Below are 23,600 nucleotides of genomic sequence, written 5' to 3'. Positions count from 1 at the left end.
CGTATTTGGAGGCATATCAATGCACAGCCAGCTGGACGCCTACGATCGCCGTATTCTCGAACTACTGCAAGAGGACGCTTCACTGTCCAGTGCACAGATCGCCGAGCGCGTGGGGCTTTCGCAATCGCCGTGCTGGCGGCGTATTCAGCGGTTGAAGGAAGAGGGGGTAATTCGCGGGCAGGTAACCTTGCTGGACCGCAAGAAGGTCGGCCTGAACACGCAGATTTTTGCCGAGGTGAAGCTCAATGCTCACGGGCGTTCCAACTTTACCGAATTCACCGAGGCGATCCGCGGGTTTCCGGAGGTGCTGGAGTGTTATGTGCTAATGGGGTCTGTGGACTTTCTGCTGCGCATCGTCACATCGGACATCGAAGCTTACGAGCGCTTCTTCTTCGAAAAGCTGTCGAACGTGCCGGGCATTCAGGAAGTGAACTCGATTGTGGCGCTGTCGGAGATCAAGTCCACCACCAGCCTGCCACTGTCGCGGTGAGGCAGCTTCAAACCTGCTGGCGCGGTCCCTTGTAGGAGCGGCCTTGTGTCGCGATAGGGCCGCAAAGCGGCCCCAGCAATATCAGCTTAATTGCACAAATCCTGGGGGTGCTTCGCACCCCTTTCGCGACACAAGGCCGCTCCTACAAAGGCTGTGTTAGCCTCCAGAGGGGATCAAGCCTTGAGCAGGTGCTTCCAACCGCGGCTCTGATCCACTGCCCGAGCCTGCTCGATACGCGCTTCCAGCACTTCATCGCTGATCGGCAGTTCGGCCAGCTCATGCAGCTTCTTCAGGTCGCCATACAGGCGGTCCATTTGCGGTGCTTCCAGCACCTGGCGGGCGTGGTGCAGCCAGGCCAGCAGTTGCTCGATACGTGGCAACTGCTCGGCCAGGTCTTCCGGGCGCTGGGTGTACAGTGGCAGCTTCAACGCTCGGCCTTCCTCGCCCAGCAGGTGCCCCAGCCAGCTGGCCAGCTGCGCCTTGCCCTGGCGCTCGCCACGGCCCTTGCGCTCTGTGGTCCAGGCGCGGGCCAGCAGCCAGCGCGAGGTTTCCAGTGAGAACTGGCCCCAGCGTACGTCTTCCAGCTCTTCGGCGAACTGCTCGGGCGCGGCGCGGCGGATATCTTCGTCATCGTTGCCGGCCTGAACCAGCGGGCGCCAGTCTTCGAGCAGCGCGTCAAGGCTGGCGCGCAGGTCGCGGGTGGTCGCGCGCGGTGCCGCCTGGCCCAGGCTGGCGGTGAGGGCACGCAGTTCACTCAGGCACTCGACCCAATCCTGCAGCAGGCGCCAGTGGCCGTTGTGGCGGTACTGCTCGGCAAGGCGCTGGCTGCTGCCCAGCAGCTGCCAGGCCAGGGCGGCATAGGCGTCGTCCAAGGCCATTTCGGCTTCCAGCTCGGTATGCGGCAGGCCCAGTTCGTAGCTGTCCGGCTCCAGCAGTCGGTAGCCGCGCTCGGCCTTGCTGATGTCGCAGGGCATCAGTGGCAGGCTGGCGGCGAGTTCGGCGGCCAGTTCCAGCAATGCTTGCGGGTCACCTTCGCGCAGCTCCAGCTCCAGCTCGCAGATCTCTTCCTTGCGCTTGCCGGCGATCACGAAACCCTGGTCCAGCGCCGCCTCGATCACCACCTTGCTCTTGCCACGGCCCCAGGCGATTTCGGCGTATTCACGGCTGAAGTCGGTGGTGAACAGCGGCTTGATGGTTTTCTTGTCCAGGTTGGCCAACTGCTCGGGCCAGCAAGTGGCGTCCAGCTTTTTCAGGTCGAGCTTGACCTTGTCCAGGTTCCATTCGTACTCGTTGCGCTCGGACAGGCCGGCCACGCTGGTACCGCGGCATTTGAGGGTCTGGATGATGGCGTCGCCATCGCGGCGCAGGCGCAGCGCGACACGGGCGGCGGACAACTCACGCTCGGGGGTGTCGAAGTACTGGTTGAGCAGTTCACGGGTCTGCCAGCCGGACTTGTTGCGCTTTTTCAGCAGAGGGTGCTCGCGCAGGGCGGCAAGGGTCTCGCGGCTGGCGCGGAGCTTCAGTTCGGTTTCTTTGTGCATCACAGACTCGAAAGAGGGGGGCGTGGTTGGCGGAGAGTCTACAGCAGTCCGCCCTCAACGGTTTATTCCAGACAGCGGATAGTCCTATGATGGGCAACGCTTCCGAGGAGTACGCGCATGCCGTTGCCGACGCTGAAAGACCAGTTCGCCGCCTTGATCGCCGCGCCTTCGGTCAGTTGCACCCAGCCCGCGCTGGACCAGTCCAACCGCCAGGTCATCGACCTGCTGGCGGGCTGGCTGGGCGACTTGGGTTTCAGGTGTGACATCCAACAGGTCAGCCCCGGCAAGTTCAACCTGCTGGCCAGTCGCGGCACCGGCCCGGGAGGCCTGGTGCTGGCCGGGCACAGCGATACCGTTCCGTATGACGAACAGCTGTGGGCCAGCGACCCGCTGAAGCTGACCGAGGCCGATGGCCGTTGGGTTGGCTTGGGCAGCTGCGACATGAAGGGCTTCTTCGCCCTGGTCATCGAAGCGGTCATCCCGCTGCTGGAGCACGACTTCAAGCAGCCGCTGTTGATCCTCGCCACCTGTGACGAAGAAAGCTCCATGTCCGGCGCCCGCGCCCTGGCCGAGGCCGGCCAGCCTCTTGGTCGTGCGGCGGTTATCGGTGAGCCTACCGGGCTGCGGCCGATCCGCATGCACAAGGGCATTCTCATGGACCGCATCGACATCCTTGGGCGCAGCGGCCATTCGTCGGACCCAAGCCTGGGCCGCAGCGCCATGGAAGCCATGCACGCGGTGATGGGCGAGCTGATGGGCCTGCGCCAGCAATGGCAGCAAACCTACCGCAACCCGCAGTTCACCGTGCCGACCCCGACCCTGAACTTTGGTTGCATCCACGGGGGTGACAACCCCAACCGTATCTGCGGCCAATGTGCCCTGGAATTCGACCTGCGGCCGCTGCCGGGCATGGACGTGGAGCAACTGCGCGCGGCCATTCGCGAAAAGCTGGTGCCCGTGGCGGAGCGTCATGATGTACGCATCGACTACGCGCCACTGTTCCCGGAGGTGCCGCCGTTCGAACAGGCCGCCGATGCCGAGCTGGTACACGTCGCGGAACGGCTGACCGGCCACCGCGCCGAAGCGGTGGCGTTCGGCACCGAAGCGCCTTATCTTCAGCAGCTGGGTTGCCAGACCATCGTGCTGGGCCCTGGCGACATCGCCTGTGCCCACCAGCCCGGCGAATACCTTGAAATGTCACGAATCGAGCCTACCGTGCGTCTATTGCGTGACTTGATTCGGCACTATTGCCTGCACTAAACGTCAATCGAACTGATTCGTTCCTGCCTAGAGGAGACCGCGCGTGACCGCAAGCCTGTTCCGACGATGATTCTGAACGCCCCCTGTATCGCCGTTCTCCGTCCACTTATCCACAGGCCCTGTCATGCCCGATTACGTCAACTGGCTGCGTCATGCCTCCCCGTACATCAATGCCCATCGCGACTGCACCTTCGTGGTCATGCTCCCTGGCGATGGGGTGGAGCACCCTAACTTCGGCAATATCGTCCACGACCTGGTACTGCTGCACAGCCTGGGCGTGCGCCTGGTGCTGGTACATGGTTCGCGCCCACAGATCGAATGCCGCCTGGCCGATCGCGGCCTGACCCCGCACTACCATCGGGGCATGCGCATTACCGATGCCGCCACGCTGGACTGCGTGATCGATGCTGTCGGCGCCCTGCGCCTGGCCATCGAAGCGCGCCTGTCGATGGATATCGCCGCTTCGCCCATGCAGGGCTCGCGCTTGCGCGTGGCATCCGGCAACCTGGTGACCGCACGGCCGATCGGCGTGCTTGAAGGGGTGGATTACCACCACACCGGTGAAGTGCGCCGGGTCGACCGCAAGGGCATCAGCCGTCTGCTCGACGAGCGTTCCATCGTGCTGTTGTCGCCCCTGGGCTACTCGCCTACCGGGGAAATTTTCAACCTGGCCTGCGAAGACGTGGCTACCCGTGCGGCCATCGAGCTGGGCGCCGACAAGTTGCTGTTGTTCGGCGCCGAGCCTGGCCTGCTGGACGCCGACGGTAAACTGGTGCGCGAACTGCGCCCGCAGCAGGTTGCCCCGCATCTGCAGCGCCTGGGCAGCGATTACCAGGGCGAACTGCTGGATGCCGCAGCCGAGGCCTGCAAAGGCGGCGTGGCACGTAGCCATATCGTCAGCTATGCCGAGGATGGTGCGCTGCTGACCGAGCTGTTCACCCGTGGTGGTGGCGGTACGCTGGTGTCGCAGGAGCAGTTCGAAGTGGTGCGTGAGGCGAGCATCGAGGACGTTGGCGGCTTGCTGGAGTTGATCAGCCCGCTGGAAGAACAGGGCATTCTGGTGCGCCGTTCGCGCGAGGTGCTGGAGCGCGAGATCGAACAGTTCAGCGTGGTCGAGCGTGAAGGCATGATCATCGCCTGTGCGGCGCTGTACCCGATTGCCGATTCCGAGGCGGGGGAGCTGGCGTGCCTGGCAGTGAACCCGGAGTACCGCCATGGTGGGCGTGGGGACGAGCTGCTGGAGCGCATCGAGAGCCGGGCGCGGCAGATGGGCTTGAATACCTTGTTTGTGCTCACAACGCGCACTGCGCACTGGTTCCGCGAGCGCGGCTTTGCGCCGAGTGGGGTAGAGCGGCTGCCGGCGGCGCGGGCTTCGCTGTACAACTACCAGCGTAATTCGAAGATTTTCGAGAAGGCCCTGTAAACCTGTGCCGGCCTCTTCGCGGGTGAACCCGCTCCCACAGGATCTTCACCGGACCTGAGGCTGGCGCTATCCCTGTGGGAGCGGGTTTACCCGCGAAGCAGGCGACACGGCCTGGAATGAAAAACGCCGCCCTTGTGGGCGGCGTTTTCGTTTACACAGTATGCAGGTACCAGTTGTACTCGAGGTCGGAGATCGAGTGTTCGAACTCCTCCAGCTCGCTCTCCTTGCACGCGACAAAGATGTCGATGTACTTAGGATCGATGTACTTGTTGAGGATCTCGCTGTCGTCCAACTCGCGCAGGGCATCACGCAGGTTGTTCGGCAGGCTCTGCTCCAGCTGCTCGTACGAGTTGCCTTCGATCGGCGCGCCTGGCTCGATCTTGTTGGTCAGGCCATGGTGCACGCCTGCCAGCACGGCAGCCATCATCAGGTACGGGTTGGCGTCGGCACCGGCCACGCGGTGCTCGAGACGTACAGCGTCCGCCGAGCCGGTTGGCACGCGCAGTGCGACAGTGCGGTTGTCCAGGCCCCAGCTTGGCGCGTTCGGCACGTAGAACTGTGCGCCAAAGCGGCGGTACGAGTTGACGTTCGGGCAAAGGAACGCCATGGACGCGGGCAGGGTCTCGAGCACACCGCCGACAGCATGACGTAGCGCGGCGTTCTGCTCGGGATCCTCGCTGGTGAAGATGTTGTTGCCATCTTTGTCCAGCACGGAAATGTGTACATGCAGGCCGTTGCCTGCCTGGCCCGGGTAGGGCTTGGCCATGAAGGTGGTGTCCATTTCATGGTCGTAGGCGATGTTCTTGATCAACCGCTTGAGCAGTACCGCGTAGTCGCAGGCCTTGAGCGGGTCGGCCACGTGGTGCAGGTTGACTTCGAACTGCGCCGGGGCGCTTTCCTTGACGATGGCGTCGGCTGGGATGCCTTGCTCTTTCGCGCCTTCGAGGATGTCCTGCAGGCAGTCGGCATATTCGTCGAGGTCGTCGATCAGGTACACCTGGGTCGACTGCGGGCGCTTACCCGAAATTGGCGAGCGTGGTGGCTGCGGGCGGCCGTTCACGTTCTCCTGGTCGATCAGGTAGAACTCCAGTTCGAATGCGGCGCAGATAGTCAGGCCCAATTCATCGAACTTGCTCACCACCTGACGCAGCACTTCGCGTGGGTCGGCGAAGAATGGCTCGCCTTCCAGTTCGTGCATGGTCATCAGCAGCTGGGCGGTGGGGCGTTTTTGCCACGGCTCGTTACAGAGCGTGTCGGGGATTGGATAGCAGATGCGGTCAGCATCGCCGATGTCCAGGCCCAGCCCGGTACTTTCGACGGTGGAACCGTTGATGTCCAGGGCGAAGAGGGAGGCCGGCAGGTTGATGCCTTTCTCGTAAACCTTGTGGAGGCTGGTGCGCTCAATGCGCTTGCCACGCACCACACCATTCATATCTGCAATCAGAAGGTCAACGTAGAGAACCTCAGGATGTTCCTTAAGGAACGCGTTCGCTTCGTTAAGCTGAACGGCACGCGGGGGTACCGACATGATGCAACACCTTTGTTGTTAAAAATATCAATCAAGGGGGGCTTGCAGGACCAGTCAATCGAAAAGCCATACTGATGTCAAGCCAACCCCATGATGCCCTGAAATGGCACATCTACGGCAGATTTGCTGCATATCGGGGCAAAGCATTATCCGCTATTTACCGCGTAAAGGGCTATCTCCGGTGCACCGTGTTTTATTTTTTACGGAGGTGTTGTGTAAAAAAATGAACAAGGCTAAGCTCGGTCTCAACCCAGAACACAATAATACGAGGGTCACATGGTCCGCTTGCCGCGACCTGAAAGCACTGCCTGCGCGGTGTCATCAGGTACATCCGTCGTTTTTGCAAGCATCGTCAATGGCGTGGTCGCCCTGGCCGCAATAATTGACGTTTGGTGCTCCCAGGCCCGCCCTCGTAGCGGCTTGCCGCCCTTCGTTTCGTCTTCCTGCCTTTCGAACTCATTACGGACACAGCTGATTTCAGTGTATCCACTGTGGCTCTGCGCGTGGGTTTTTGCTTTAGCAATCTACTCCATCCAGAATCAAGACGTGGACCACCTTACCTCCTGAGGTATTTATGAGTAACAACCTCGACCAGCTCACCGATTGGTTGAAAGAGCACAAGATCACCGAAGTCGAATGCATGATCAGTGACCTGACCGGCATCACGCGCGGCAAGATTTCGCCCACCAACAAATTCATCGCCGAAAAAGGCATGCGCCTGCCCGAGAGCGTGTTGCTGCAGACGGTGACCGGCGACTACGTCGACGACGACATCTATTACGAACTGCTCGACCCGGCCGACATCGACATGATCTGCCGCCCCGACGAAAACGCCGTGTTCCTTGTACCGTGGGCCATCGAGCCGACCGCCCAGGTCATCCACGACACCTACGACAAAAAGGGCAACCCGGTCGAACTGTCGCCGCGCAACGTGCTGAAGAAAGTCCTGCAGCTGTACGCCGACAAGGGCTGGCAGCCGATCGTCGCGCCCGAGATGGAGTTCTACCTGACCAAGCGCAGCGAAGACCCGGACTTCCCGCTGCAGCCCCCGGTAGGCCGCTCCGGCCGCCCAGAGACCGGCCGTCAGTCGTTCTCCATCGAAGCCGCCAACGAATTCGACCCGCTGTTCGAAGACGTCTACGACTGGTGCGAACTGCAGCAGCTGGACCTCGACACGCTGATCCACGAAGACGGCACGGCGCAGATGGAAATCAACTTCCGTCACGGCGACGCCCTGCACCTGGCCGACCAGATTCTGGTGTTCAAGCGCACCATGCGCGAGGCGGCGCTCAAGCACAACGTGGCCGCCACCTTCATGGCCAAGCCGATGACCGGCGAGCCGGGCAGTGCCATGCACCTGCACCAGAGCGTGGTCGATGTGGCTACCGGCAAGAACATCTTCAGCAATGAAGACGGCAGCATGAGCGCGCTATTCCTCAACCACATTGGTGGCCTGCAGAAGTTCATCCCCGAGGCGCTGCCGCTGTTCGCGCCCAACGTCAACTCGTTCCGCCGCTTCCTGCCCGACACCTCGGCGCCGGTGAACGTGGAGTGGGGCGAAGAAAACCGCACGGTCGGCTTGCGCGTACCGGATGCCGGCCCGCAAAGCCGCCGGGTCGAGAACCGCCTGCCGGGCGCCGACGCCAACCCTTACCTGGCCATCGCCGCCAGCTTGCTGTGTGGCTACATCGGTATGGTCGAAGGCATCGAGGCCAGCGCGCCGGTACAGGGCCGTGGTTATGAGCGCCGCAACCTGCGCCTGCCACTGACCATCGAAGATGCCTTGGAACGCATGGAAAACAGCCGTGCGCTGGTGCAATACCTGGGCAAAAAATTCATTACCGGATATGTCGCCACCAAGCGCGCCGAGCACGAAAACTTCAAACGCGTCATCAGTTCGTGGGAGCGTGAGTTCCTGCTGTTCGCTGTCTGATCAACCCTGGTGCCGCAGGAGCGCGGCGGTCGAATTACGGAGAAGCACATGAGCGTCAACAACCCGCAAACCCGTGAATGGCAAACCCTCAGTGGGGAGCATCACCTCGCCCCCTTCAGTGACTACAAGCAACTGAAGGAGAAGGGGCCGCGCATCATCACCAAGGCCCAGGGTGTGCATTTGTGGGACAGCGAGGGCCACAAGATTCTCGACGGCATGGCCGGCCTGTGGTGCGTGGCGGTCGGTTATGGCCGCGAGGAACTGGTACAGGCGGCCGAGAAGCAGATGCGCGAGCTGCCGTACTACAACCTGTTCTTCCAGACCGCTCACCCGCCGGCGCTTGAGCTGGCCAAGGCGATCACCGATGTGGCGCCGCAAGGCATGACCCATGTGTTCTTCACCGGCTCCGGCTCCGAAGGCAACGACACCGTGCTGCGCATGGTGCGCCACTACTGGGCGCTGAAGGGCAAGCCGCACAAGCAGACCATCATCAGCCGTATCAATGGCTACCACGGTTCCACCTTCGCCGGTGCCTGCCTGGGTGGCATGAGCGGCATGCACGAGCAGGGTGGCCTGCCGATTCCCGGCATCGTGCACATCCCGCAGCCGTACTGGTTTGGTGAAGGCGGCGACATGACCCCGGATGCGTTCGGTGTGTGGGCAGCCGAGCAGCTGGAAAAGAAAATTCTCGAAGTGGGCGAAGACAACGTCGCCGCCTTCATCGCCGAGCCTATCCAGGGCGCAGGCGGCGTGATCATCCCGCCGGAAACCTACTGGCCGAAGGTGAAGGAGATTCTCGCCAAGTACGACATCCTGTTCGTCGCCGACGAAGTGATTTGCGGTTTTGGCCGTACCGGCGAGTGGTTCGGCTCAGACTACTACGACCTCAAACCCGACCTGATGACCATCGCCAAGGGCCTGACCTCCGGTTACATCCCCATGGGCGGTGTGATCGTGCGTGACACCGTGGCCAAGGTGATCAGCGAAGGCGGCGATTTCAACCACGGCTTCACTTACTCCGGCCACCCGGTGGCGGCCGCGGTGGGCCTGGAAAACCTGCGCATCCTGCGCGACGAGAAAATTGTCGAGAAGGCGCGCACAGAAGCGGCACCGTATTTGCAAAAGCGTTTGCGTGAACTGCAGGACCACCCGCTGGTGGGTGAAGTACGCGGCCTGGGCATGCTCGGTGCGATCGAGCTGGTGAAGGACAAGGCCACCCGCAGCCGTTACGAAGGCAAGGGCGTGGGCATGATCTGCCGCACCTTCTGCTTCGACAACGGCCTGATCATGCGTGCGGTGGGTGACACCATGATCATCGCGCCGCCGCTGGTCATCAGCCACGCGGAGATCGACGAGCTGGTGGAAAAGGCGCGCAAATGCCTCGATTTGACCCTTGAGGCGATCAACTGAGCACCTGCTAGGCTAGCGATGTGACATTAAGTCGTTACAGGGTCCTGCTTTCCTTGATACAGGGCCTTGTAACTTGCCAGACTAGCGACTGTTTCAGTCGCCGCGCGCTCTGCACCGTAGGTCCTGGCTGCTGAACAGATGGCTAAATAAAAAATTCTGGAGCATGACGCATGAATAAAATGGGCAAGACGTTGCTGGCCGCAGCCCTGATGGGTGCCATGGCTACTGCTGCACAGGCTGACGACAAGGTGTTGAACGTCTACAACTGGTCGGACTACATCGCGCCGGACACCATCGCCAAGTTCGAAAAGCAGACCGGTATCAAGGTCAAGTACGACGTCTTCGACAGCAACGAAACCCTGGAAGCCAAGCTGCTGGCAGGTAAGTCGGGCTATGACATCGTCGTGCCCTCGAACAACTTCCTGGCCAAGCAGATCAAGGCGGGTGTGTACGAGGAACTGGACCGTTCGAAACTGCCGAACTGGAAAAACCTCGACCCCGACCTGCTCAAGGCCGTTGGCGATGCCAGCGACAAGGACAACAAGCACGCCTTCCCGTACATGTGGGGCTCCATCGGCATCGGCTACAACCCGGAGAAGGTCAAGGCCGCGCTGGGTGTCGACCACATCGACTCGTGGGACGCCGTGTTCAAGCCTGAGAACATCGCCAAGCTCAAGAGCTGCGGCGTAAGCTTCCTGGATGCCCCGACCGAAATGCTGCCGGCCGCACTGCACTACCTGGGCCTGCCGAGCAACAGCACCAAGAAAGAAGACCTGAAGGCCGCCGAGGACCTGTTCCTCAAGGTCCGTCCTTCGATCACCTACTTCCACTCGTCCAAGTACATTGGCGACCTGGCCAACGGCAACATCTGCGTGGCCGTCGGTTATTCGGGTGACGTCGAGCAGGCCAAGGCCCGTGCCCACGAAGCCGGCGACAAGATCAAAGTGGACTACATCATTCCGAAAGAAGGTGCCGGTACTTTCTACGACATGGTCGCCATCCCGAAAGATGCCGAGCATAAAGACGCTGCCTACCAGTTCATGGACTTCCTGATGCAGCCAGAAGTCATGGCTGAAATCACCAACGCCGTGCGCTTCCCGAACGGCAATGCTGCGGCTACCCAGTTCGTGGACAAGGACATTACCAGCGACCCGAGCATCTACCCGCCTGCCGAAGTGAAGAAGCAGCTGTACGCAATCGCTGCGCCTGAAGCTTCTGCCCAGCGTGTGATCACCCGCAGCTGGACCAAGATCAAGTCGGGCAAGTAAGCCCGATGCGGCACCTCTGGGCCGGGGATTTCCGGCTCAGAGCCAGTGAAAGGCAATTGATGATTGCGGCATCGAAGCTGCGAAGGTAAGTTGCGCGCCGGTTTTGCGTGTGCGGCAGCACTGTCGCTACCCAGGCACTGATTGTGAGGACCACCCACTTGTCTATTTCTGTATTCCGCAAGGCCTTGATGGCCGGCGCGGGCCTGACGCTGGCATGCAGCGTCCAAGCGGCGCCAACGGTGCATCTCTATAACTGGTCCGACTACATCGGCCCGACCACACTCGCGGACTTCGAGAAAGCCACGGGCATCAAGCCCGTGCAGGACGTGTTCGACTCCAACGAAACCCTGGAAGGCAAACTGCTGGCCGGTAACACCGGCTATGACGTAGTGGTGCCGTCCAACCATTTCCTCGGCAAGCAGATCAAGGCGGGCGCGTTCCAGAAGCTCGACAAGAACCTGCTGCCCAATTATGCCAACCTCGACCCGGCGTTGATGAAGCGCCTGGAAAAGAACGATCCAGGCAACCAGTACGCCGTGCCTTACCTGTGGGGCACCAACGGCATCGGTTACAACGTCGACAAGGTGAAGGCCGCGCTGGGCGTGGACACCATCGACTCCTGGGCCGTCTTGTTCGAGCCCGAGAACATGAAGAAGCTCTCCAAGTGCGGTGTGGCCTTCCTCGACTCGGCGGACGAAATGCTCCCGGCGGTGCTCAACTACATGGGCCTCGACCCCAACAGCACCGACCCCAAGGATTACGCCAAGGCCGAGCAGAAGCTGCTGGCGGTGCGCCCGTACGTGACCTACTTCCACTCGTCCAAGTACATCACCGACCTGGCCAACGGCGACATTTGCGTCGCGGCAGGGTTCTCGGGTGATGTGTTCCAGGCCAAGGCCCGCGCTGAAGAAGCGAAGAAGGGCGTGAACCTGGCCTACGCCATTCCCAAGGAAGGCGGCAACCTCTGGTTCGACGTGCTGGCGATCCCCAAGGACGCCAAGAACGTCAAAGAGGCGCATGCCTTCATCAACTATTTGCTGAAACCTGAGGTTATCGCCCAGGTCAGCGATTACGTCGGTTACGCCAACCCGAACCCCAAGGCTGGCGACCTGATGGACCAGGCCGTGAGGACCGACGCTGCGGTTTACCCACCGCAGGATGTGCTGGACAAGATGTTCGTGAATTCAGAGTTGCCGCCCAAGGTGCAACGTTTGATGACCCGTAGCTGGACCAAGGTCAAGTCGGGCAAGTAACAATCCAGGCCCGCCGTCCAAGCAGGGGCGGGCACACAAATCTTGTTGGGAGTTTCACTCATGGCAGTTGCCTCCGGTGCCTATAAGAAAGCCCTCGAGGGTGGCCAGCAACCCAAGCAGGTGCTGGTCAAAATCGACCGGGTCACGAAGAAGTTCGACGAAACCATCGCCGTAGAGGATGTGTCCCTGGAAATCCGCAAGGGTGAGATCTTCGCCCTGCTGGGTGGCTCCGGATCCGGCAAGTCCACCTTGCTGCGCATGCTGGCCGGCTTCGAGCGCCCAACCGAAGGGCGGATTTTCCTCGATGGCGTCGACATCACCGATATGCCGCCCTACGAGCGGCCGATCAACATGATGTTCCAGTCCTACGCGCTGTTCCCGCATATGACCGTGGCGCAGAACATCGCCTTCGGCCTGCAGCAGGACAAGATGCCCAAGGCCGAGATCGATGCCCGTGTGGCCGAGATGCTCAAGCTGGTGCACATGACCCAGTACGCCAAGCGCAAGCCGCACCAGTTGTCGGGTGGCCAGCGTCAACGTGTGGCGTTGGCCCGCTCGCTGGCCAAGCGCCCCAAGCTGCTGCTGCTCGACGAGCCAATGGGTGCGCTGGACAAGAAACTGCGTTCGCAGATGCAGCTGGAACTGGTGGAGATCATCGAGCGCGTAGGCGTGACCTGCGTGATGGTGACCCACGACCAGGAAGAGGCCATGACCATGGCCCAGCGCATCGCCATCATGCACCTGGGCTGGATCGCCCAGATCGGCTCGCCGGTGGACATCTACGAGACGCCTACCAGCCGCCTGGTGTGCGAATTCATCGGTAACGTCAACCTGTTCGAAGGTGAAGTGGTCGACGACGCCGAAGGCCACGCGATCATTGCCAGCCCGGAGCTGGAGCGCAAGATCTACGTGGGCCACGGCATCACCACCTCGGTGGAAGACAAGCACATCACCTACGCCTTGCGCCCGGAAAAGATGCTGGTCACCACCCAGCAGCCGACCTGCGAGCACAACTGGTCGCGCGGCAAGGTCCACGACATCGCCTACCTGGGCGGCCACTCGGTGTTCTACGTCGAGCTGCCGAGCGGCAAGGTTGTCCAGTCGTTCGTCGCCAACGCCGAACGCCAGGGCACTCGTCCGACCTGGGGCGATGAAGTGTACGTATGGTGGGAAGACGACAGCGGCGTGGTACTGCGGTCATGAAACTGCGCAAGCTCAAGCGAGCCTTCCAGCGCCTGGTCCCGGAGGGGCGGCACCTGGTGATCGGCGTGCCGTTCATCTGGCTGTTCCTGTTCTTCATGCTGCCGTTCTTCATTGTCCTGAAGATCAGTTTTGCCGAAGCCGACGTGGCGATCCCGCCGTATACCGAGATCTACACCTACGTCGAAGACAAGATTCAGTTGGTGCTCAACCTGGCCAACTATGGGCTGTTGACCGAGGATGAGCTGTATATCTCGGCCTACCTGGGGTCGTTGAAGATGGCCTTCTTCAGCACCATTCTGTGCCTGCTGATCGGCTTCCCGATGGCCTACGCCATTGCCAACGCCAAGAAGGAGACCCAGACGGTCCTGCTGCTGCTGATCATGATGCCGACCTGGACCGCGATCCTGATCCGCGTCTATGCCTGGATGGGCATCCTCAGCAACAACGGCTTGCTCAACGGTTTCCTGATGTGGACCGGGCTGATCGACCAGCCACTGCAGATCCTCAACACCAACCTGGCGGTGTACATCGGCGTGGTCTATTCGTACCTGCCGTTCATGATCCTGCCGCTGTTTGCCAACCTGGTTAAGCATGACCCTTCGTTGCTGGAGGCTGCTTCTGACCTGGGGTCGAGCACCTTCAACAGCTTCTGGAAAATCACCGTGCCGCTGTCGAAGAACGGCATCATCGCCGGCTGCATGCTGGTGTTCATCCCGGTGGTGGGCGAGTTCGTGATCCCTGAACTGCTCGGCGGCCCGGAAACCCTGATGATCGGTAAAGTGCTGTGGCAGGAGTTCTTCAACAACCGTGACTGGCCGGTGGCGTCTGCATTGGCGGTGGTGATGCTGGCGATCCTGATCGTGCCGATCCTGCTGTTCAACCGCAGCCAGGCCAAAGAAATGGAGGGCCGCGCATGAAACGCTTCAGTTTCTCCAAGCTGATGCTGGTGCTCGGCTTGCTGTTCATCTACCTGCCGATGCTGATCCTGGTGATCTACTCGTTCAACGCCTCCAAGCTGGTGACGGTGTGGGGCGGCTGGTCGATCAAATGGTACGTCGGCCTGCTCGACAACACCCAGCTGATGGGTTCGGTGATGCGCTCGCTCGAAATCGCCTGCTACACGGCGGTGGCGGCGGTGGCGCTGGGTACCCTGGCAGCTTTCGTGCTGACCCGGGTCACCCGCTTCAAGGGCCGCACGCTGTTCGGTGGCCTGGTTACCGCGCCGCTGGTAATGCCTGAAGTGATCACCGGTCTGTCTCTGTTGCTGCTGTTCGTGGCCATGGCGCAGATGATCGGCTGGCCGCAGGAGCGCGGTATCGTCACCATCTGGATTGCCCACACCACGTTCTGTGCGGCGTATGTGGCGGTAGTGGTGTCGGCACGCCTGCGTGAGCTGGACCTGTCGATCGAGGAAGCGGCGATGGACCTGGGTGCCAAGCCGTGGAAGGTGTTCTTCCTGATCACCATCCCGATGATCGCGCCATCGCTGGCGGCGGGCGGCATGATGTCGTTCGCCCTGTCGCTGGATGACCTGGTGTTGGCCAGCTTCGTATCCGGCCCAGGCTCGACCACCTTGCCGATGGAAGTGTTCTCGGCGGTGCGCTTGGGCGTGAAGCCAGAGATCAACGCCGTGGCCAGTCTGATTCTGCTGTCGGTGTCGCTGGTGACCTTCTTTGTCTGGTACTTCAGCCGCCGGAGCGAAGAGCGTCGTCGCAAGGCGATTCAGCAGGCGATCGAAGAGGGTGCTGCGGCCAACGCCTCGCAGCCACAGGTCAAGCGCCCGGCTCAGGTTGCGGCTTCGGCCTGACCCGGCCCTTTCGCGGGTAAACCCGCTCCCACAGGGGCATGTGCAGTCTTCAAGACCTGCGCAGTACCTGTGGGTGCGGGTTTACCCGCGAAGGCTCTCCCACCGATTCAAAGCCATATCGCATCCCAATGTGGATAGTCTCTGACACTCTTCACCAGCCCGTTACGCAAGGGGTTGGCAACGATGTTTCTGGCGACCTGAACCATGCTTCCCTCCCGTCTCAATGCTCGGTCCTGATACCCAGGCTGCCACACCGGGTCATGCTCAACCCCCGCCTGATGCAAAACCAGACTGGATCTGGATTTGAATCTGCGCATCAACGTACCCAGCGTCGTGCCTTTCAACTCGATTAGCCAATGCAGATGGTCCGGCATCAGTACCCAGGCCATTGAGCGGCAGGCGTGCTCATGCTCGGATTGCCGCAGTTGGTGGATGACCAGCCTTGCATGATGAAAGTCATGGAACAGTGGCTTGCGTTGATGGGTAACAGTAGTAAGCAGGTACAGCCTGCCGAGTTCTGAATAGCGACCACGGCGGAGCAGGTGTGATTGAGCCTGAGGCATTGGTTTCTTCCTGGAAAAGTGACCTCTCCAAGGTAGTGGCTGTGAAACCGCGAAAGTGCTTTGGATAGTTTCTGGATATGGCAGGGGGCTTGTGGGTGGCTGTACCGACCTTTTCGGGGGCAGTCCACCCTGTGGGAGCGGGTTCACCCGCGAAAGGGCCCGCGCAGGGGCTGAAAATGCCTGAGTGATCTCCATCAGTGATGTTTACCGAACCCTGAACTACGCTGACAGTCGCATCTCACAAATCATTTGTGCGCAAGCTAGGAGCCTGCATGAGGGTGACGCGTCCACTGTTGCTGGCAAGCTTGGGCTTGCTGTCCATGCTCACCGGTTGTAGCAAGGAAGAGGTTCCCGAGACGCTGCCTCGGGTGGGTGTGCAACAGGTCCAGCCCACCGATTTCGCTGCCAGGGTCACCCTGACCGGCGATGTGCAGGCGCGGGTGCAGACCGACCTCTCGTTCCGCGTAGGCGGCAAGATCATTTCGCGCAGCGTGGACGTGGGCGACCACGTCAAGGCCAACCAGGTGCTGGCGCGGCTGGACCCAAAAGACTTGCAGAACAACGTCGACTCGGCCAAGGCCGAGGTGTTCGCCGCGCAAGCGCGGGTCACCCAGACCAGTGCCGCCTTCGTGCGCCAGCAGAAACTGCTGCCCAAGGGCTACACCAGCCAGAGTGAATACGACTCCGCCGAAGCCGCGTTGCGCAGCAACCAGAGCGCCCTCAAGGCCGCCCAGGCGCAGCTGGCCAACGCCAACGAACAACTCAGCTATACCGCACTGGTCTCCGAGGCCGCTGGGGTAATCACTCAGCGCCAGGCCGAAGTCGGGCAGGTGGTACAGGCCACCATGCCGATCTTCAGCCTGGCTACCGATGGCGACCGCGATGCGGTGTTCAACGTCTACGAGTCGCTGCTGGTCGCGCCGCCCAGCGATGCCGGGGTGGTCGTCAGCCTGTTGGACGACCCCAAGGTCCAGGCCCATGGCTTCGTGCGCGAAATCACCCCCACGGTGTCGGCGCAAAGCGGCACGGTGCAGGTCAAGGTTGGCCTGAAAGACGTGCCACCGGGCATGCAACTGGGCGCACCGGTCACTGCTACCACCAACGCTCAGGGCCGGCCCAGCGTCGAACTGCCGTGGTCGGCGTTGACCAAGGCCTTGCATGAACCCGCCGTGTGGGTGGTGGGCGAGGGCGACAAGGTGGAGCTGCGCAAAGTTGAAGTCAGCCGTTACCTCACCGGCAAGATCGTGGTCGCCAGCGGCCTCAAAGGCGGCGAGAGCGTGGTGGTCAACGGCGGCCAGTTGCTGCACCCCGGCATGCAGGTGCAGAAGGTCGATGCCAAGGCCCCAGGGGGTGAGTTATGAAGCGCCTGTTGCTGATGCTGTCAGCCGGCGTGCTGCTAGTGGGCTGCAGTAGCGAGGACGAGGCACCCGAGCCGATTCGGCCGGTGCTGTCGGTCAAGGTCGAACCCCAGGTGCAATCGCAGCTGGGCCGCTTCGCCGGCAGTATCCAGGCGCGCTTCGAAAGCACCCTGGGCTTTCGGGTTTCCGGGCGCATTGCCCGGCGCTGGCTGGATGTCGGTGCCCAGGTGAAGCCGGGCGACACCCTGGCCACCCTCGACCCGACCGACCAGCAGAACCAGTTGCGTGCCGCCGAAGGCGACCTGGCCAAGGTGCAGGCACAGTGGATCAACGCCCAGGCCGATGCCCGTCGCCAGCAACAGCTGTATGACCGTGGCGTGGGCGCCCAGGCCCAGCTGGACATCGCCCAGACCAACCTGAAAACCACCAGCGCGGCGTTGGAGCAGGCGCGCTCCGCGCTCAGCCAGGCCCGTGACCAGCTCGACTACAGCACCCTGCGCACCGACCACGCCGCCGTGATCACCGCGTGGCAGGCCGAAGCCGGGCAAACCGTTACCGCCGGGCAATCCGTGGTGACCTTGGCCCGGCCGGACGTGAAGGAAGCGGTGATCGACCTGCCGATCGGCTTGGCCGAGCAGTTGAACAAAGGCCTGACCTTTACCGTTGCCTCACAGCTCGACCCAACCATCAATACCACGGCCAGCCTACGCGAGCTGGAGCCCCAGGCCGACGCCACCACCCGTACCCGGCGCGCCCGCCTGACCCTGGCCAGCACGCCGGCGGCGTTCCACTTGGGCACTGCCATCAGCGTGACCCTGAGTTCGGAAGTGACGCCGCGTAGCGAGCTGCCCGCGAGCGCGTTGCTGGAGCGTGACGGCAAGACTCAGGTGTGGGTGATCGATACACAGCAGAAGACCGTGGCAACCCGTGACGTGGCGCTGATCGACCGCACCGCCGACAGCATTGTCCTGACGTCGGGCGTACAGCCCGGTGAGCGCGTGGTTACCGCAGGTGTGAACAGCCTGAAGCCTGGCCAGAAGGTCACCTTCGACGAGGATGCGCAATGAAAGGAAGCTTCAACCTCTCCGAATGGGCGCTCAAGCACCAGTCATTCGTCTGGTACCTGATGTTCGTTGGCCTGCTGATGGGGATTTTTTCGTACTTCAACCTCGGGCGTGAGGAAGACCCGTCATTCACCATCAAAACCATGGTCATCCAGACCCGCTGGCCGGGTGCGACTCAGGACGAAACCCTATACCAGGTCACCGACCGCATCGAGAAGAAGCTGGAGGAGCTCGATTCCCTCGATTACACCAAAAGCTACACCCGTCCGGGTGAGTCCACCGTCTACGTGTACCTGCGCGACACCACCAAAGCCAAGGACATCCCGGAAATCTGGTACCAGGTGCGCAAGAAAATCCAGGACATCCGCGGCCAGTTCCCGCAGGGTATTCAGGGGCCTGCCTTCAACGACGAATTCGGTGACGTGTTCGGCTCGATCTACGCCTTTACCTCTGACGGCCTGACCCTGCGCCAACTGCGCGACTACGTTGAACAAGCCCGCGCCGAAGTGCGCGAAGTGCCCAACATCGGCAAGATAGAGCTGGTCGGCACCCAGGACGAAGTGCTGTACCTGAACTTCTCGACCCGCAAACTGGCAGCGCTGGGTATCGACCAGCGCCAGGTCATGCAGGCCTTGCAATCACAGAACGCAGTAACGCCAGCCGGGGTGATCGAGGCTGGGCCAGAGCGCATTTCGGTGCGCACCACCGGGCAGTTCGCATCCGAAAAAGACCTGCAAACCGTCAACCTGAGGATCAACGACCGCTTCTTCCGCCTGGCCGATATCGCTGATATCGAGCGTGGCTACGTCGACCCGCCCACGCCCATGTTCCGCTTCAACGGCCAGACCGCGATCGGCCTGGCTATCGGCATGAAGGCCGGCGGCAACATGCAGGTATTCGGTGCGGCGCTGAAGAAGAAAATGGACAGCGTGATCACCGACCTGCCGGTCGGGGTGGGTGTGCACACCGTGTCAGACCAGGCGGTGGTCGTGAAGCAGGCAGTCGGCGGCTTCACTAGCGCACTGTTCGAAGCGGTGGTGATTGTATTGGCGGTGAGCTTTATCAGCCTCGGTGTGCGTGCAGGGTTGGTGGTGGCCTGCTCGATTCCGTTGGTGCTGGCGATGGTGTTCGTGTTCATGGAGTACAGCGGCATCACCATGCAGCGGATTTCGCTGGGGGCGTTGATCATTGCCCTTGGCCTGCTGGTGGATGATGCGATGATCACCGTGGAGGTCATGGTCACGCGGCTGGAGATGGGCGAGAGCAAGGAGCAGGCGGCGACGTTCGCCTATACCTCTACCGCATTCCCCATGCTCACCGGCACCTTGGTGACCGTTGCCGGCTTCGTGCCGATTGGGCTCAATGCCAGCTCGGCGGGCGAATATACCTACACCTTGTTCGCGGTCATCGCCGTGGCGTTGATCGTGTCGTGGGTGGTGGCGGTGTTCTTCGCTCCGGTACTGGGCGTGCATATCCTGAGCAGCAAGGTCAAGGCACACGAGGAGCAGACCGGGCGAGTAGGGCGAGCGTTCGAAGGTGGCCTGCTGTGGTGCATGCGCAACCGCTGGCTGACCATCATCGGTACGGTGCTGTTGTTCGCGTTGGCCATTTTCTGTGAGCGCTTTGTCCAGAACCAGTTCTTCCCGTCCTCGGACCGCCCTGAAATTCTGGTCGACCTCAACCTGCCGCAGAACGCCTCGATCGAGGAGACGCGCAAGGTGGTCGACCGCTTCGAGGCGCGGATCAAGGATGACCCGGACCTGGTGCACTGGAGCACCTACATCGGCCAAGGTGCCATTCGTTTCTACCTGCCCCTCGACCAACAGTTGCAGAACCCCTACTACGCGCAGTTGGTGATCGTCAGTAAAGGCTTCGAAGAGCGTCAGGCCATGATGGATCGCTTGCAGAAGATCCTGCATGAAGAGTTCGTTGGCATCGGTACCAACGTACAGTCGCTGGAAATGGGCCCGCCGGTAGGGCGGCCGATCCAGTATCGGGTCAGTGGCGCAAATATCGACGAGGTGCGCAAACACGCCATCGAACTGGCCACCCTGCTTGACCAGAACGAGCATATCGGCGAGATGATCTACGACTGGAACGAGCCAGGTAAGGTGCTGCGCGTGGAAATCGCCCAGGACAAGGCACGCCAGCTGGGGTTATCGTCGGAAGACGTGGCCAATGTGATGAACAGCATCGTCAGCGGCGTGCAGATCACCCAGGTCAACGACAACATTTACCTGGTCAATGTGGTCGCCCGTGCCGAAGACAGCGAGCGCGGCTCGCCTGATACCCTGCAGAACCTGCAGATCCTCACGCCCAACGGCACTTCGATCCCGTTGCTGTCGTTTGCCACGGTGCGCTACGAGATGGAGCAGCCGCTGGTTTGGCGCCGCGACCGCAAGCCCACCATCACCATCAAGGCCTCGGTCAACGGCGACATCCAGCCCACCGATCTGGTAGCTCAGTTGAAGCCCAAGATCGACGAGTTCGCCAGCAAGCTGCCGGTGGGCTTCGAAGTGGCTACCGGCGGTACGGTGGAGGAGAGCGCCAAGGCGCAAGGGCCGATCCGCAAGGTGATCCCGCTGATGCTGTTCCTGATGGCGACCTTCCTGATGATCCAGCTGCACAGTGTGCAGAAGCTGTTCCTGGTGGTCAGCGTGGCGCCGCTTGGGCTGATTGGCGTGGTGCTGGCGCTGGTGCCCACGGGTACGCCGATGGGCTTTGTGGCGATCCTTGGCATCCTGGCGCTGGCGGGCATCATCATCCGTAACTCGGTGATTCTGGTAACCCAGATCGATGAATTCGTGGCGCAAGGCTTTTCGCAATGGGATGCGGTGGTGGAGGCCACTAACCATCGGCGCCGGCCAATCCTGCTGACCGCGGCGGCGGCGAGCCTGGGTATGATCCCGATTGCCCGCGAGGTGTTCTGGGGGCCGATGGCCTACGCGATGATTGGCGGGATCATCGTGGCGACCTTGCTGACGCTGCTGTTCCTGCCGGCGCTGTATGTGGCCTGGTACAAGATCCGCGAGCCTGAAAACAGTAGCAAAACCCAACACTGAACCCTGTGGGAGCGGGCGTGCCCGCTCCCACAGAGGAATTTTGGCGCCTACAAAATCTCTTCTTGAATTTGGTTATATAAACATTCTTAAACAGTATTTTTAAGAATATCTCCGCCTCACTACTATTGCCCTCAAGCCAGGCGCAAATCCCCTTCAAACCTCTGCCCGGCACCCTCACTCCAAGGAGAACGAGCATGAGTGCATCTCTGCGTAGCATCGACGGTCAGGACGAAGCCACCATTCTGCGTGAAATCCAGAGCGCCTTGCGCGACCTGCGGTTTGGTGCGGTGGAGATCACTGTGCACAACGCTCAGGTCGTACAGATCGAGCGCAAGGAGAAGTTCCGCCTGCAACAGCCGGGCAACAAGCCCAGCTGATCGCGCCTCACATCCAAAATTAGAAAAATGCCAATCGGGAGCTTCACCATGTCCATCCGCCGTTATGCGCTCGCCGCCCTGGCCAGTGCTGTTTTTGCCGGTTCCGCCATCGCCAAGGACTACGAACTGCTGAACGTGTCCTACGACCCGACCCGCGAGCTGTACCAGCAGTACAACGCCGAGTTCATCAAGCACTGGCAGCAGGCCCACCCGGGCGACAAGGTGAAGATCCAGCAATCCCATGGCGGTTCGGGCAAGCAGGCCCGTGCGGTGATCGACGGCCTGCGCGCCGACGTGGTGACCCTGGCCCTGGCCGGCGACATCGACGAAGTAGCCAAGCTCGGCAAGACCCTGCCGGACAACTGGCAGACCCGCCTGCCGGACGCCAGCACCCCGTACACCTCGACCATCGTGTTCCTGGTGCGCAAGGGCAACCCGAAAGGCATCAAGGACTGGGGCGACCTGATCAAGAAGGACGTCTCGGTCATCACCCCCAACCCGAAAACCTCCGGCGGTGCGCGCTGGAACTTCCTGGCGGCCTGGGCCTATGGCCTGAAAGCCGGCGGTAGCGAAGAAAAGGCCAAGGAGTACGTACAGGAGCTGTTCAAGCATGTACCGGTGCTGGATACCGGCGCCCGTGGCTCGACCATCACCTTCGTCAACAACGGCCAGGGCGACGTATTGCTGGCTTGGGAAAACGAAGCCTTCCTGGCGCTGAAGGAAGACGGTGGCGCCGACAAGTTCGACATCGTCGTGCCGTCGCTGTCGATCCTGGCCGAGCCGCCTGTGGCGGTGGTGGACAAGAACGCCGAGAAGAAAGGCAATACCGAGATTGCCACCGAATACCTCAAGCACCTGTACAGCCCGGCTGGGCAGAAGATTGCCGCCGAGAACTTCTACCGCCCGCGTGACGAGAAAGTCGCTGCGGAGTTTGGCAAGCAGTTCCCGAAACTGGACCTGGTAACCATCGACAAGGACTTCGGTGGCTGGAAAACTGCACAGCCCAAATTCTTCAATGATGGCGGTGTGTTCGACCAGATCTATCAGGCACAGTAAACGCCAGGGAAAAGCGGGGCCGTGTTGCGGCCCAATCGCGACACAAGGCCGCTCCCACAAGGAACCGCAATCTCCTGTGGGGGCGGTCTTGCGTCGCGATTGGGCTGCAACGCAGCCCCGGGATTCAGAGTCTTGCACCGGCCCGGGATTGATTCCGGGCTTCGTGCGTTCAACCAGGGATACTTATGTCACGTCGTATTTCCCCCGTCATACCCGGCTTCGGGCTGACGCTGGGCTACACCTTGGTGTACCTCAGCCTGATCGTGCTGATACCGCTGGCGGCCATGTTCATTCATGCCTCGCAGCTGACCTGGGAGCAGTTCTGGAACATCATCAGCGCACCGCGGGTAATCGCCGCGCTCAAGCTGAGTTTCGGCACCGCCCTGTTCGCCGCCATCATCAATGGTGTGATCGGTACCCTGCTGGCCTGGGTACTGGTGCGCTACACCTTCCCCGGGCGCAAGATCATCGACGCGATGATCGACCTGCCGTTCGCCCTGCCTACCGCCGTTGCCGGTATTGCCCTGACCGCCCTGTACGCGCCTGCGGGCTGGGTCGGCCAGTTCGCCACCGACCTGGGCTTCAAGATCGCCTACACCCCGCTGGGCATCACCCTGGCGCTGACCTTCGTCACCCTGCCGTTCGTGGTGCGCACGGTGCAGCCGGTACTGGCCGACATCCCGCGTGAAGTGGAAGAGGCCGCTGCCTGCCTGGGGGCCAAGCCGCTGCAGGTGTTCCGTCATATTCTGGCGCCGGCCCTGCTACCGGCCTGGCTCACCGGCTTTGCCCTGGCCTTCGCCCGTGGCGTGGGCGAATATGGCTCGGTGATCTTCATTGCCGGCAACATGCCGATGAAGACCGAAATACTGCCGCTGCTGATCATGGTCAAGCTCGACCAGTACGACTACACCGGCGCGACCGCCATCGGCGTGCTGATGCTGGTGGTTTCCTTCATCCTGCTGCTGCTGATCAACTTGCTGCAGCGCCGCATCGAAACCCCTTGA

At 61.5% G+C, this 23,600-nt stretch carries 19 protein-coding genes; 16 read left to right on the top strand and 3 right to left on the bottom strand.

Features of this window, described 5'->3' with window-relative positions:
• The first annotated feature begins 19 nt into the window (after positions 1-19).
• Positions 20-490 carry an Lrp/AsnC family transcriptional regulator gene (locus ACNQP3_RS27960; RefSeq protein WP_012274742.1) on the top strand — a complete coding sequence of 157 codons (471 nt, stop codon included), beginning with the start codon at positions 20-22 and terminating at the stop codon, positions 488-490.
• A 173-nt stretch (positions 491-663) separates the two neighbouring features.
• On the opposite strand, the gene ACNQP3_RS27955 is transcribed toward ACNQP3_RS27960, so the two are convergent.
• Positions 664-2,031, bottom strand: coding sequence for a CYTH domain-containing protein (locus ACNQP3_RS27955; RefSeq protein WP_012274741.1), 1,368 nt, complete (start codon positions 2,029-2,031; stop codon positions 664-666).
• A 117-nt stretch (positions 2,032-2,148) separates the two neighbouring features.
• Between ACNQP3_RS27955 and argE the strand changes: the two genes are divergently transcribed.
• Together argE and argA are read left to right on the top strand one after the other, a co-directional pair.
• Positions 2,149-3,291: an acetylornithine deacetylase gene (argE, locus tag ACNQP3_RS27950; protein ID WP_012274740.1), complete on the top strand. Its 1,143-nt coding sequence runs from the start codon at positions 2,149-2,151 to the stop codon at positions 3,289-3,291.
• A gap of 124 nt (positions 3,292-3,415) precedes the next feature.
• Positions 3,416-4,714, top strand: a complete 1,299-nt coding sequence (argA, locus tag ACNQP3_RS27945) for an amino-acid N-acetyltransferase (RefSeq protein WP_264316649.1) — start codon at positions 3,416-3,418, stop codon at positions 4,712-4,714.
• A 151-nt stretch (positions 4,715-4,865) separates the two neighbouring features.
• Here argA and ACNQP3_RS27940 read toward each other — a convergent pair whose 3' ends face one another.
• Positions 4,866-6,242: a glutamine synthetase family protein gene (locus ACNQP3_RS27940; protein WP_012274738.1), complete on the bottom strand. Its 1,377-nt coding sequence runs from the start codon at positions 6,240-6,242 to the stop codon at positions 4,866-4,868.
• A gap of 574 nt (positions 6,243-6,816) precedes the next feature.
• Between ACNQP3_RS27940 and ACNQP3_RS27935 the strand changes: the two genes are divergently transcribed.
• From ACNQP3_RS27935 to ACNQP3_RS27905, 7 genes are all read left to right on the top strand, one after another.
• The gene (locus ACNQP3_RS27935; protein WP_012274737.1) at positions 6,817-8,175 is read left to right on the top strand and encodes a glutamine synthetase family protein; all 1,359 of its coding nucleotides are present in this window, start codon (positions 6,817-6,819) and stop codon (positions 8,173-8,175) included.
• Between the two features lie 48 nt (positions 8,176-8,223).
• Positions 8,224-9,585 carry an aspartate aminotransferase family protein gene (locus ACNQP3_RS27930; RefSeq protein WP_264316648.1) on the top strand — a complete coding sequence of 454 codons (1,362 nt, stop codon included), beginning with the start codon at positions 8,224-8,226 and terminating at the stop codon, positions 9,583-9,585.
• Between the two features lie 170 nt (positions 9,586-9,755).
• On the top strand, positions 9,756-10,853 hold the full coding sequence (locus tag ACNQP3_RS27925) for a polyamine ABC transporter substrate-binding protein (protein ID WP_012274735.1): 1,098 nt from the start codon (positions 9,756-9,758) through the stop codon (positions 10,851-10,853).
• Positions 10,854-11,011: 158 nt separating this feature from the next.
• A complete protein-coding gene (locus ACNQP3_RS27920; protein ID WP_060494596.1) occupies positions 11,012-12,106 on the top strand; it encodes a polyamine ABC transporter substrate-binding protein in 1,095 nt (364 codons plus the stop codon).
• 60 nt (positions 12,107-12,166) lie between these two features.
• On the top strand, positions 12,167-13,309 hold the full coding sequence (gene potA / locus ACNQP3_RS27915; protein ID WP_012274733.1) for a polyamine ABC transporter ATP-binding protein: 1,143 nt from the start codon (positions 12,167-12,169) through the stop codon (positions 13,307-13,309).
• Positions 13,306-14,226 (top strand): ABC transporter permease subunit, encoded by a 921-nt coding sequence (locus tag ACNQP3_RS27910; protein ID WP_012274732.1) that lies wholly within the window; start codon positions 13,306-13,308, stop codon positions 14,224-14,226. Before potA ends, ACNQP3_RS27910 begins: the two co-directional genes overlap by 4 nt.
• Positions 14,223-15,116, top strand: coding sequence for an ABC transporter permease subunit (locus tag ACNQP3_RS27905; protein WP_012274731.1), 894 nt, complete (start codon positions 14,223-14,225; stop codon positions 15,114-15,116). Before ACNQP3_RS27910 ends, ACNQP3_RS27905 begins: the two co-directional genes overlap by 4 nt.
• A gap of 107 nt (positions 15,117-15,223) precedes the next feature.
• Here ACNQP3_RS27905 and ACNQP3_RS27900 read toward each other — a convergent pair whose 3' ends face one another.
• Entirely contained in the window at positions 15,224-15,679 is a 456-nt protein-coding gene (locus tag ACNQP3_RS27900; protein WP_264316647.1) for an REP-associated tyrosine transposase, read from the bottom strand.
• Between the two features lie 272 nt (positions 15,680-15,951).
• Here ACNQP3_RS27900 and ACNQP3_RS27895 point away from each other — a divergent pair, with 272 nt between their 5' ends.
• From ACNQP3_RS27895 to cysT, 6 genes are all read left to right on the top strand, one after another.
• Complete coding sequence (locus tag ACNQP3_RS27895) at positions 15,952-17,040, top strand: efflux RND transporter periplasmic adaptor subunit (protein ID WP_012274729.1); 1,089 nt, start codon at positions 15,952-15,954, stop codon at positions 17,038-17,040.
• Positions 17,037-18,104: an efflux RND transporter periplasmic adaptor subunit gene (locus ACNQP3_RS27890; RefSeq protein WP_264316646.1), complete on the top strand. Its 1,068-nt coding sequence runs from the start codon at positions 17,037-17,039 to the stop codon at positions 18,102-18,104. The genes ACNQP3_RS27895 and ACNQP3_RS27890 overlap by 4 nt, the downstream gene beginning before the upstream one ends.
• The gene (locus ACNQP3_RS27885; protein WP_012274727.1) at positions 18,101-21,163 is read left to right on the top strand and encodes an efflux RND transporter permease subunit; all 3,063 of its coding nucleotides are present in this window, start codon (positions 18,101-18,103) and stop codon (positions 21,161-21,163) included. Before ACNQP3_RS27890 ends, ACNQP3_RS27885 begins: the two co-directional genes overlap by 4 nt.
• 194 nt (positions 21,164-21,357) lie before the next feature.
• Positions 21,358-21,540, top strand: a complete 183-nt coding sequence (gene oscA / locus ACNQP3_RS27880) for a sulfur starvation response protein OscA (protein WP_012274726.1) — start codon at positions 21,358-21,360, stop codon at positions 21,538-21,540.
• Positions 21,541-21,588: 48 nt separating this feature from the next.
• Positions 21,589-22,596, top strand: a complete 1,008-nt coding sequence (locus ACNQP3_RS27875) for a sulfate ABC transporter substrate-binding protein (RefSeq protein ID WP_012274725.1) — start codon at positions 21,589-21,591, stop codon at positions 22,594-22,596.
• A gap of 185 nt (positions 22,597-22,781) precedes the next feature.
• Complete coding sequence (gene cysT, locus ACNQP3_RS27870) at positions 22,782-23,600, top strand: sulfate ABC transporter permease subunit CysT (RefSeq protein ID WP_012274724.1); 819 nt, start codon at positions 22,782-22,784, stop codon at positions 23,598-23,600.

It is taken from the genome of Pseudomonas sp. LFS074 (assembly GCF_047978165.1).
Taxonomy (GTDB): domain Bacteria; phylum Pseudomonadota; class Gammaproteobacteria; order Pseudomonadales; family Pseudomonadaceae; genus Aquipseudomonas; species Aquipseudomonas putida_P.
The sequence above is the reverse complement of the archived record's forward strand: the minus strand, read 5'-3'. Positions and strand labels throughout refer to the sequence as shown.

Excerpts from the sequence above, each read along its gene's own strand:
- ACNQP3_RS27960 (WP_012274742.1), top strand. The coding sequence starts at position 20 with ATGCACAGCCAGCTGGACGCCTACGATCGCCGTATTCTCGAACTACTG.
- ACNQP3_RS27955 (WP_012274741.1), bottom strand. The coding sequence starts at position 2,031 with ATGCACAAAGAAACCGAACTGAAGCTCCGCGCCAGCCGCGAGACCCTT.
- argE (WP_012274740.1), top strand. The coding sequence starts at position 2,149 with ATGCCGTTGCCGACGCTGAAAGACCAGTTCGCCGCCTTGATCGCCGCG.
- argA (WP_264316649.1), top strand. The coding sequence starts at position 3,416 with ATGCCCGATTACGTCAACTGGCTGCGTCATGCCTCCCCGTACATCAAT.
- ACNQP3_RS27940 (WP_012274738.1), bottom strand. The coding sequence starts at position 6,242 with ATGTCGGTACCCCCGCGTGCCGTTCAGCTTAACGAAGCGAACGCGTTC.
- ACNQP3_RS27935 (WP_012274737.1), top strand. The coding sequence starts at position 6,817 with ATGAGTAACAACCTCGACCAGCTCACCGATTGGTTGAAAGAGCACAAG.
- ACNQP3_RS27930 (WP_264316648.1), top strand. The coding sequence starts at position 8,224 with ATGAGCGTCAACAACCCGCAAACCCGTGAATGGCAAACCCTCAGTGGG.
- ACNQP3_RS27925 (WP_012274735.1), top strand. The coding sequence starts at position 9,756 with ATGAATAAAATGGGCAAGACGTTGCTGGCCGCAGCCCTGATGGGTGCC.
- potA (WP_012274733.1), top strand. The coding sequence starts at position 12,167 with ATGGCAGTTGCCTCCGGTGCCTATAAGAAAGCCCTCGAGGGTGGCCAG.
- ACNQP3_RS27910 (WP_012274732.1), top strand. The coding sequence starts at position 13,306 with ATGAAACTGCGCAAGCTCAAGCGAGCCTTCCAGCGCCTGGTCCCGGAG.
- ACNQP3_RS27905 (WP_012274731.1), top strand. The coding sequence starts at position 14,223 with ATGAAACGCTTCAGTTTCTCCAAGCTGATGCTGGTGCTCGGCTTGCTG.
- ACNQP3_RS27900 (WP_264316647.1), bottom strand. The coding sequence starts at position 15,679 with ATGCCTCAGGCTCAATCACACCTGCTCCGCCGTGGTCGCTATTCAGAA.
- ACNQP3_RS27895 (WP_012274729.1), top strand. The coding sequence starts at position 15,952 with ATGAGGGTGACGCGTCCACTGTTGCTGGCAAGCTTGGGCTTGCTGTCC.
- ACNQP3_RS27890 (WP_264316646.1), top strand. The coding sequence starts at position 17,037 with ATGAAGCGCCTGTTGCTGATGCTGTCAGCCGGCGTGCTGCTAGTGGGC.
- ACNQP3_RS27885 (WP_012274727.1), top strand. The coding sequence starts at position 18,101 with ATGAAAGGAAGCTTCAACCTCTCCGAATGGGCGCTCAAGCACCAGTCA.
- oscA (WP_012274726.1), top strand. The coding sequence starts at position 21,358 with ATGAGTGCATCTCTGCGTAGCATCGACGGTCAGGACGAAGCCACCATT.
- ACNQP3_RS27875 (WP_012274725.1), top strand. The coding sequence starts at position 21,589 with ATGTCCATCCGCCGTTATGCGCTCGCCGCCCTGGCCAGTGCTGTTTTT.
- cysT (WP_012274724.1), top strand. The coding sequence starts at position 22,782 with ATGTCACGTCGTATTTCCCCCGTCATACCCGGCTTCGGGCTGACGCTG.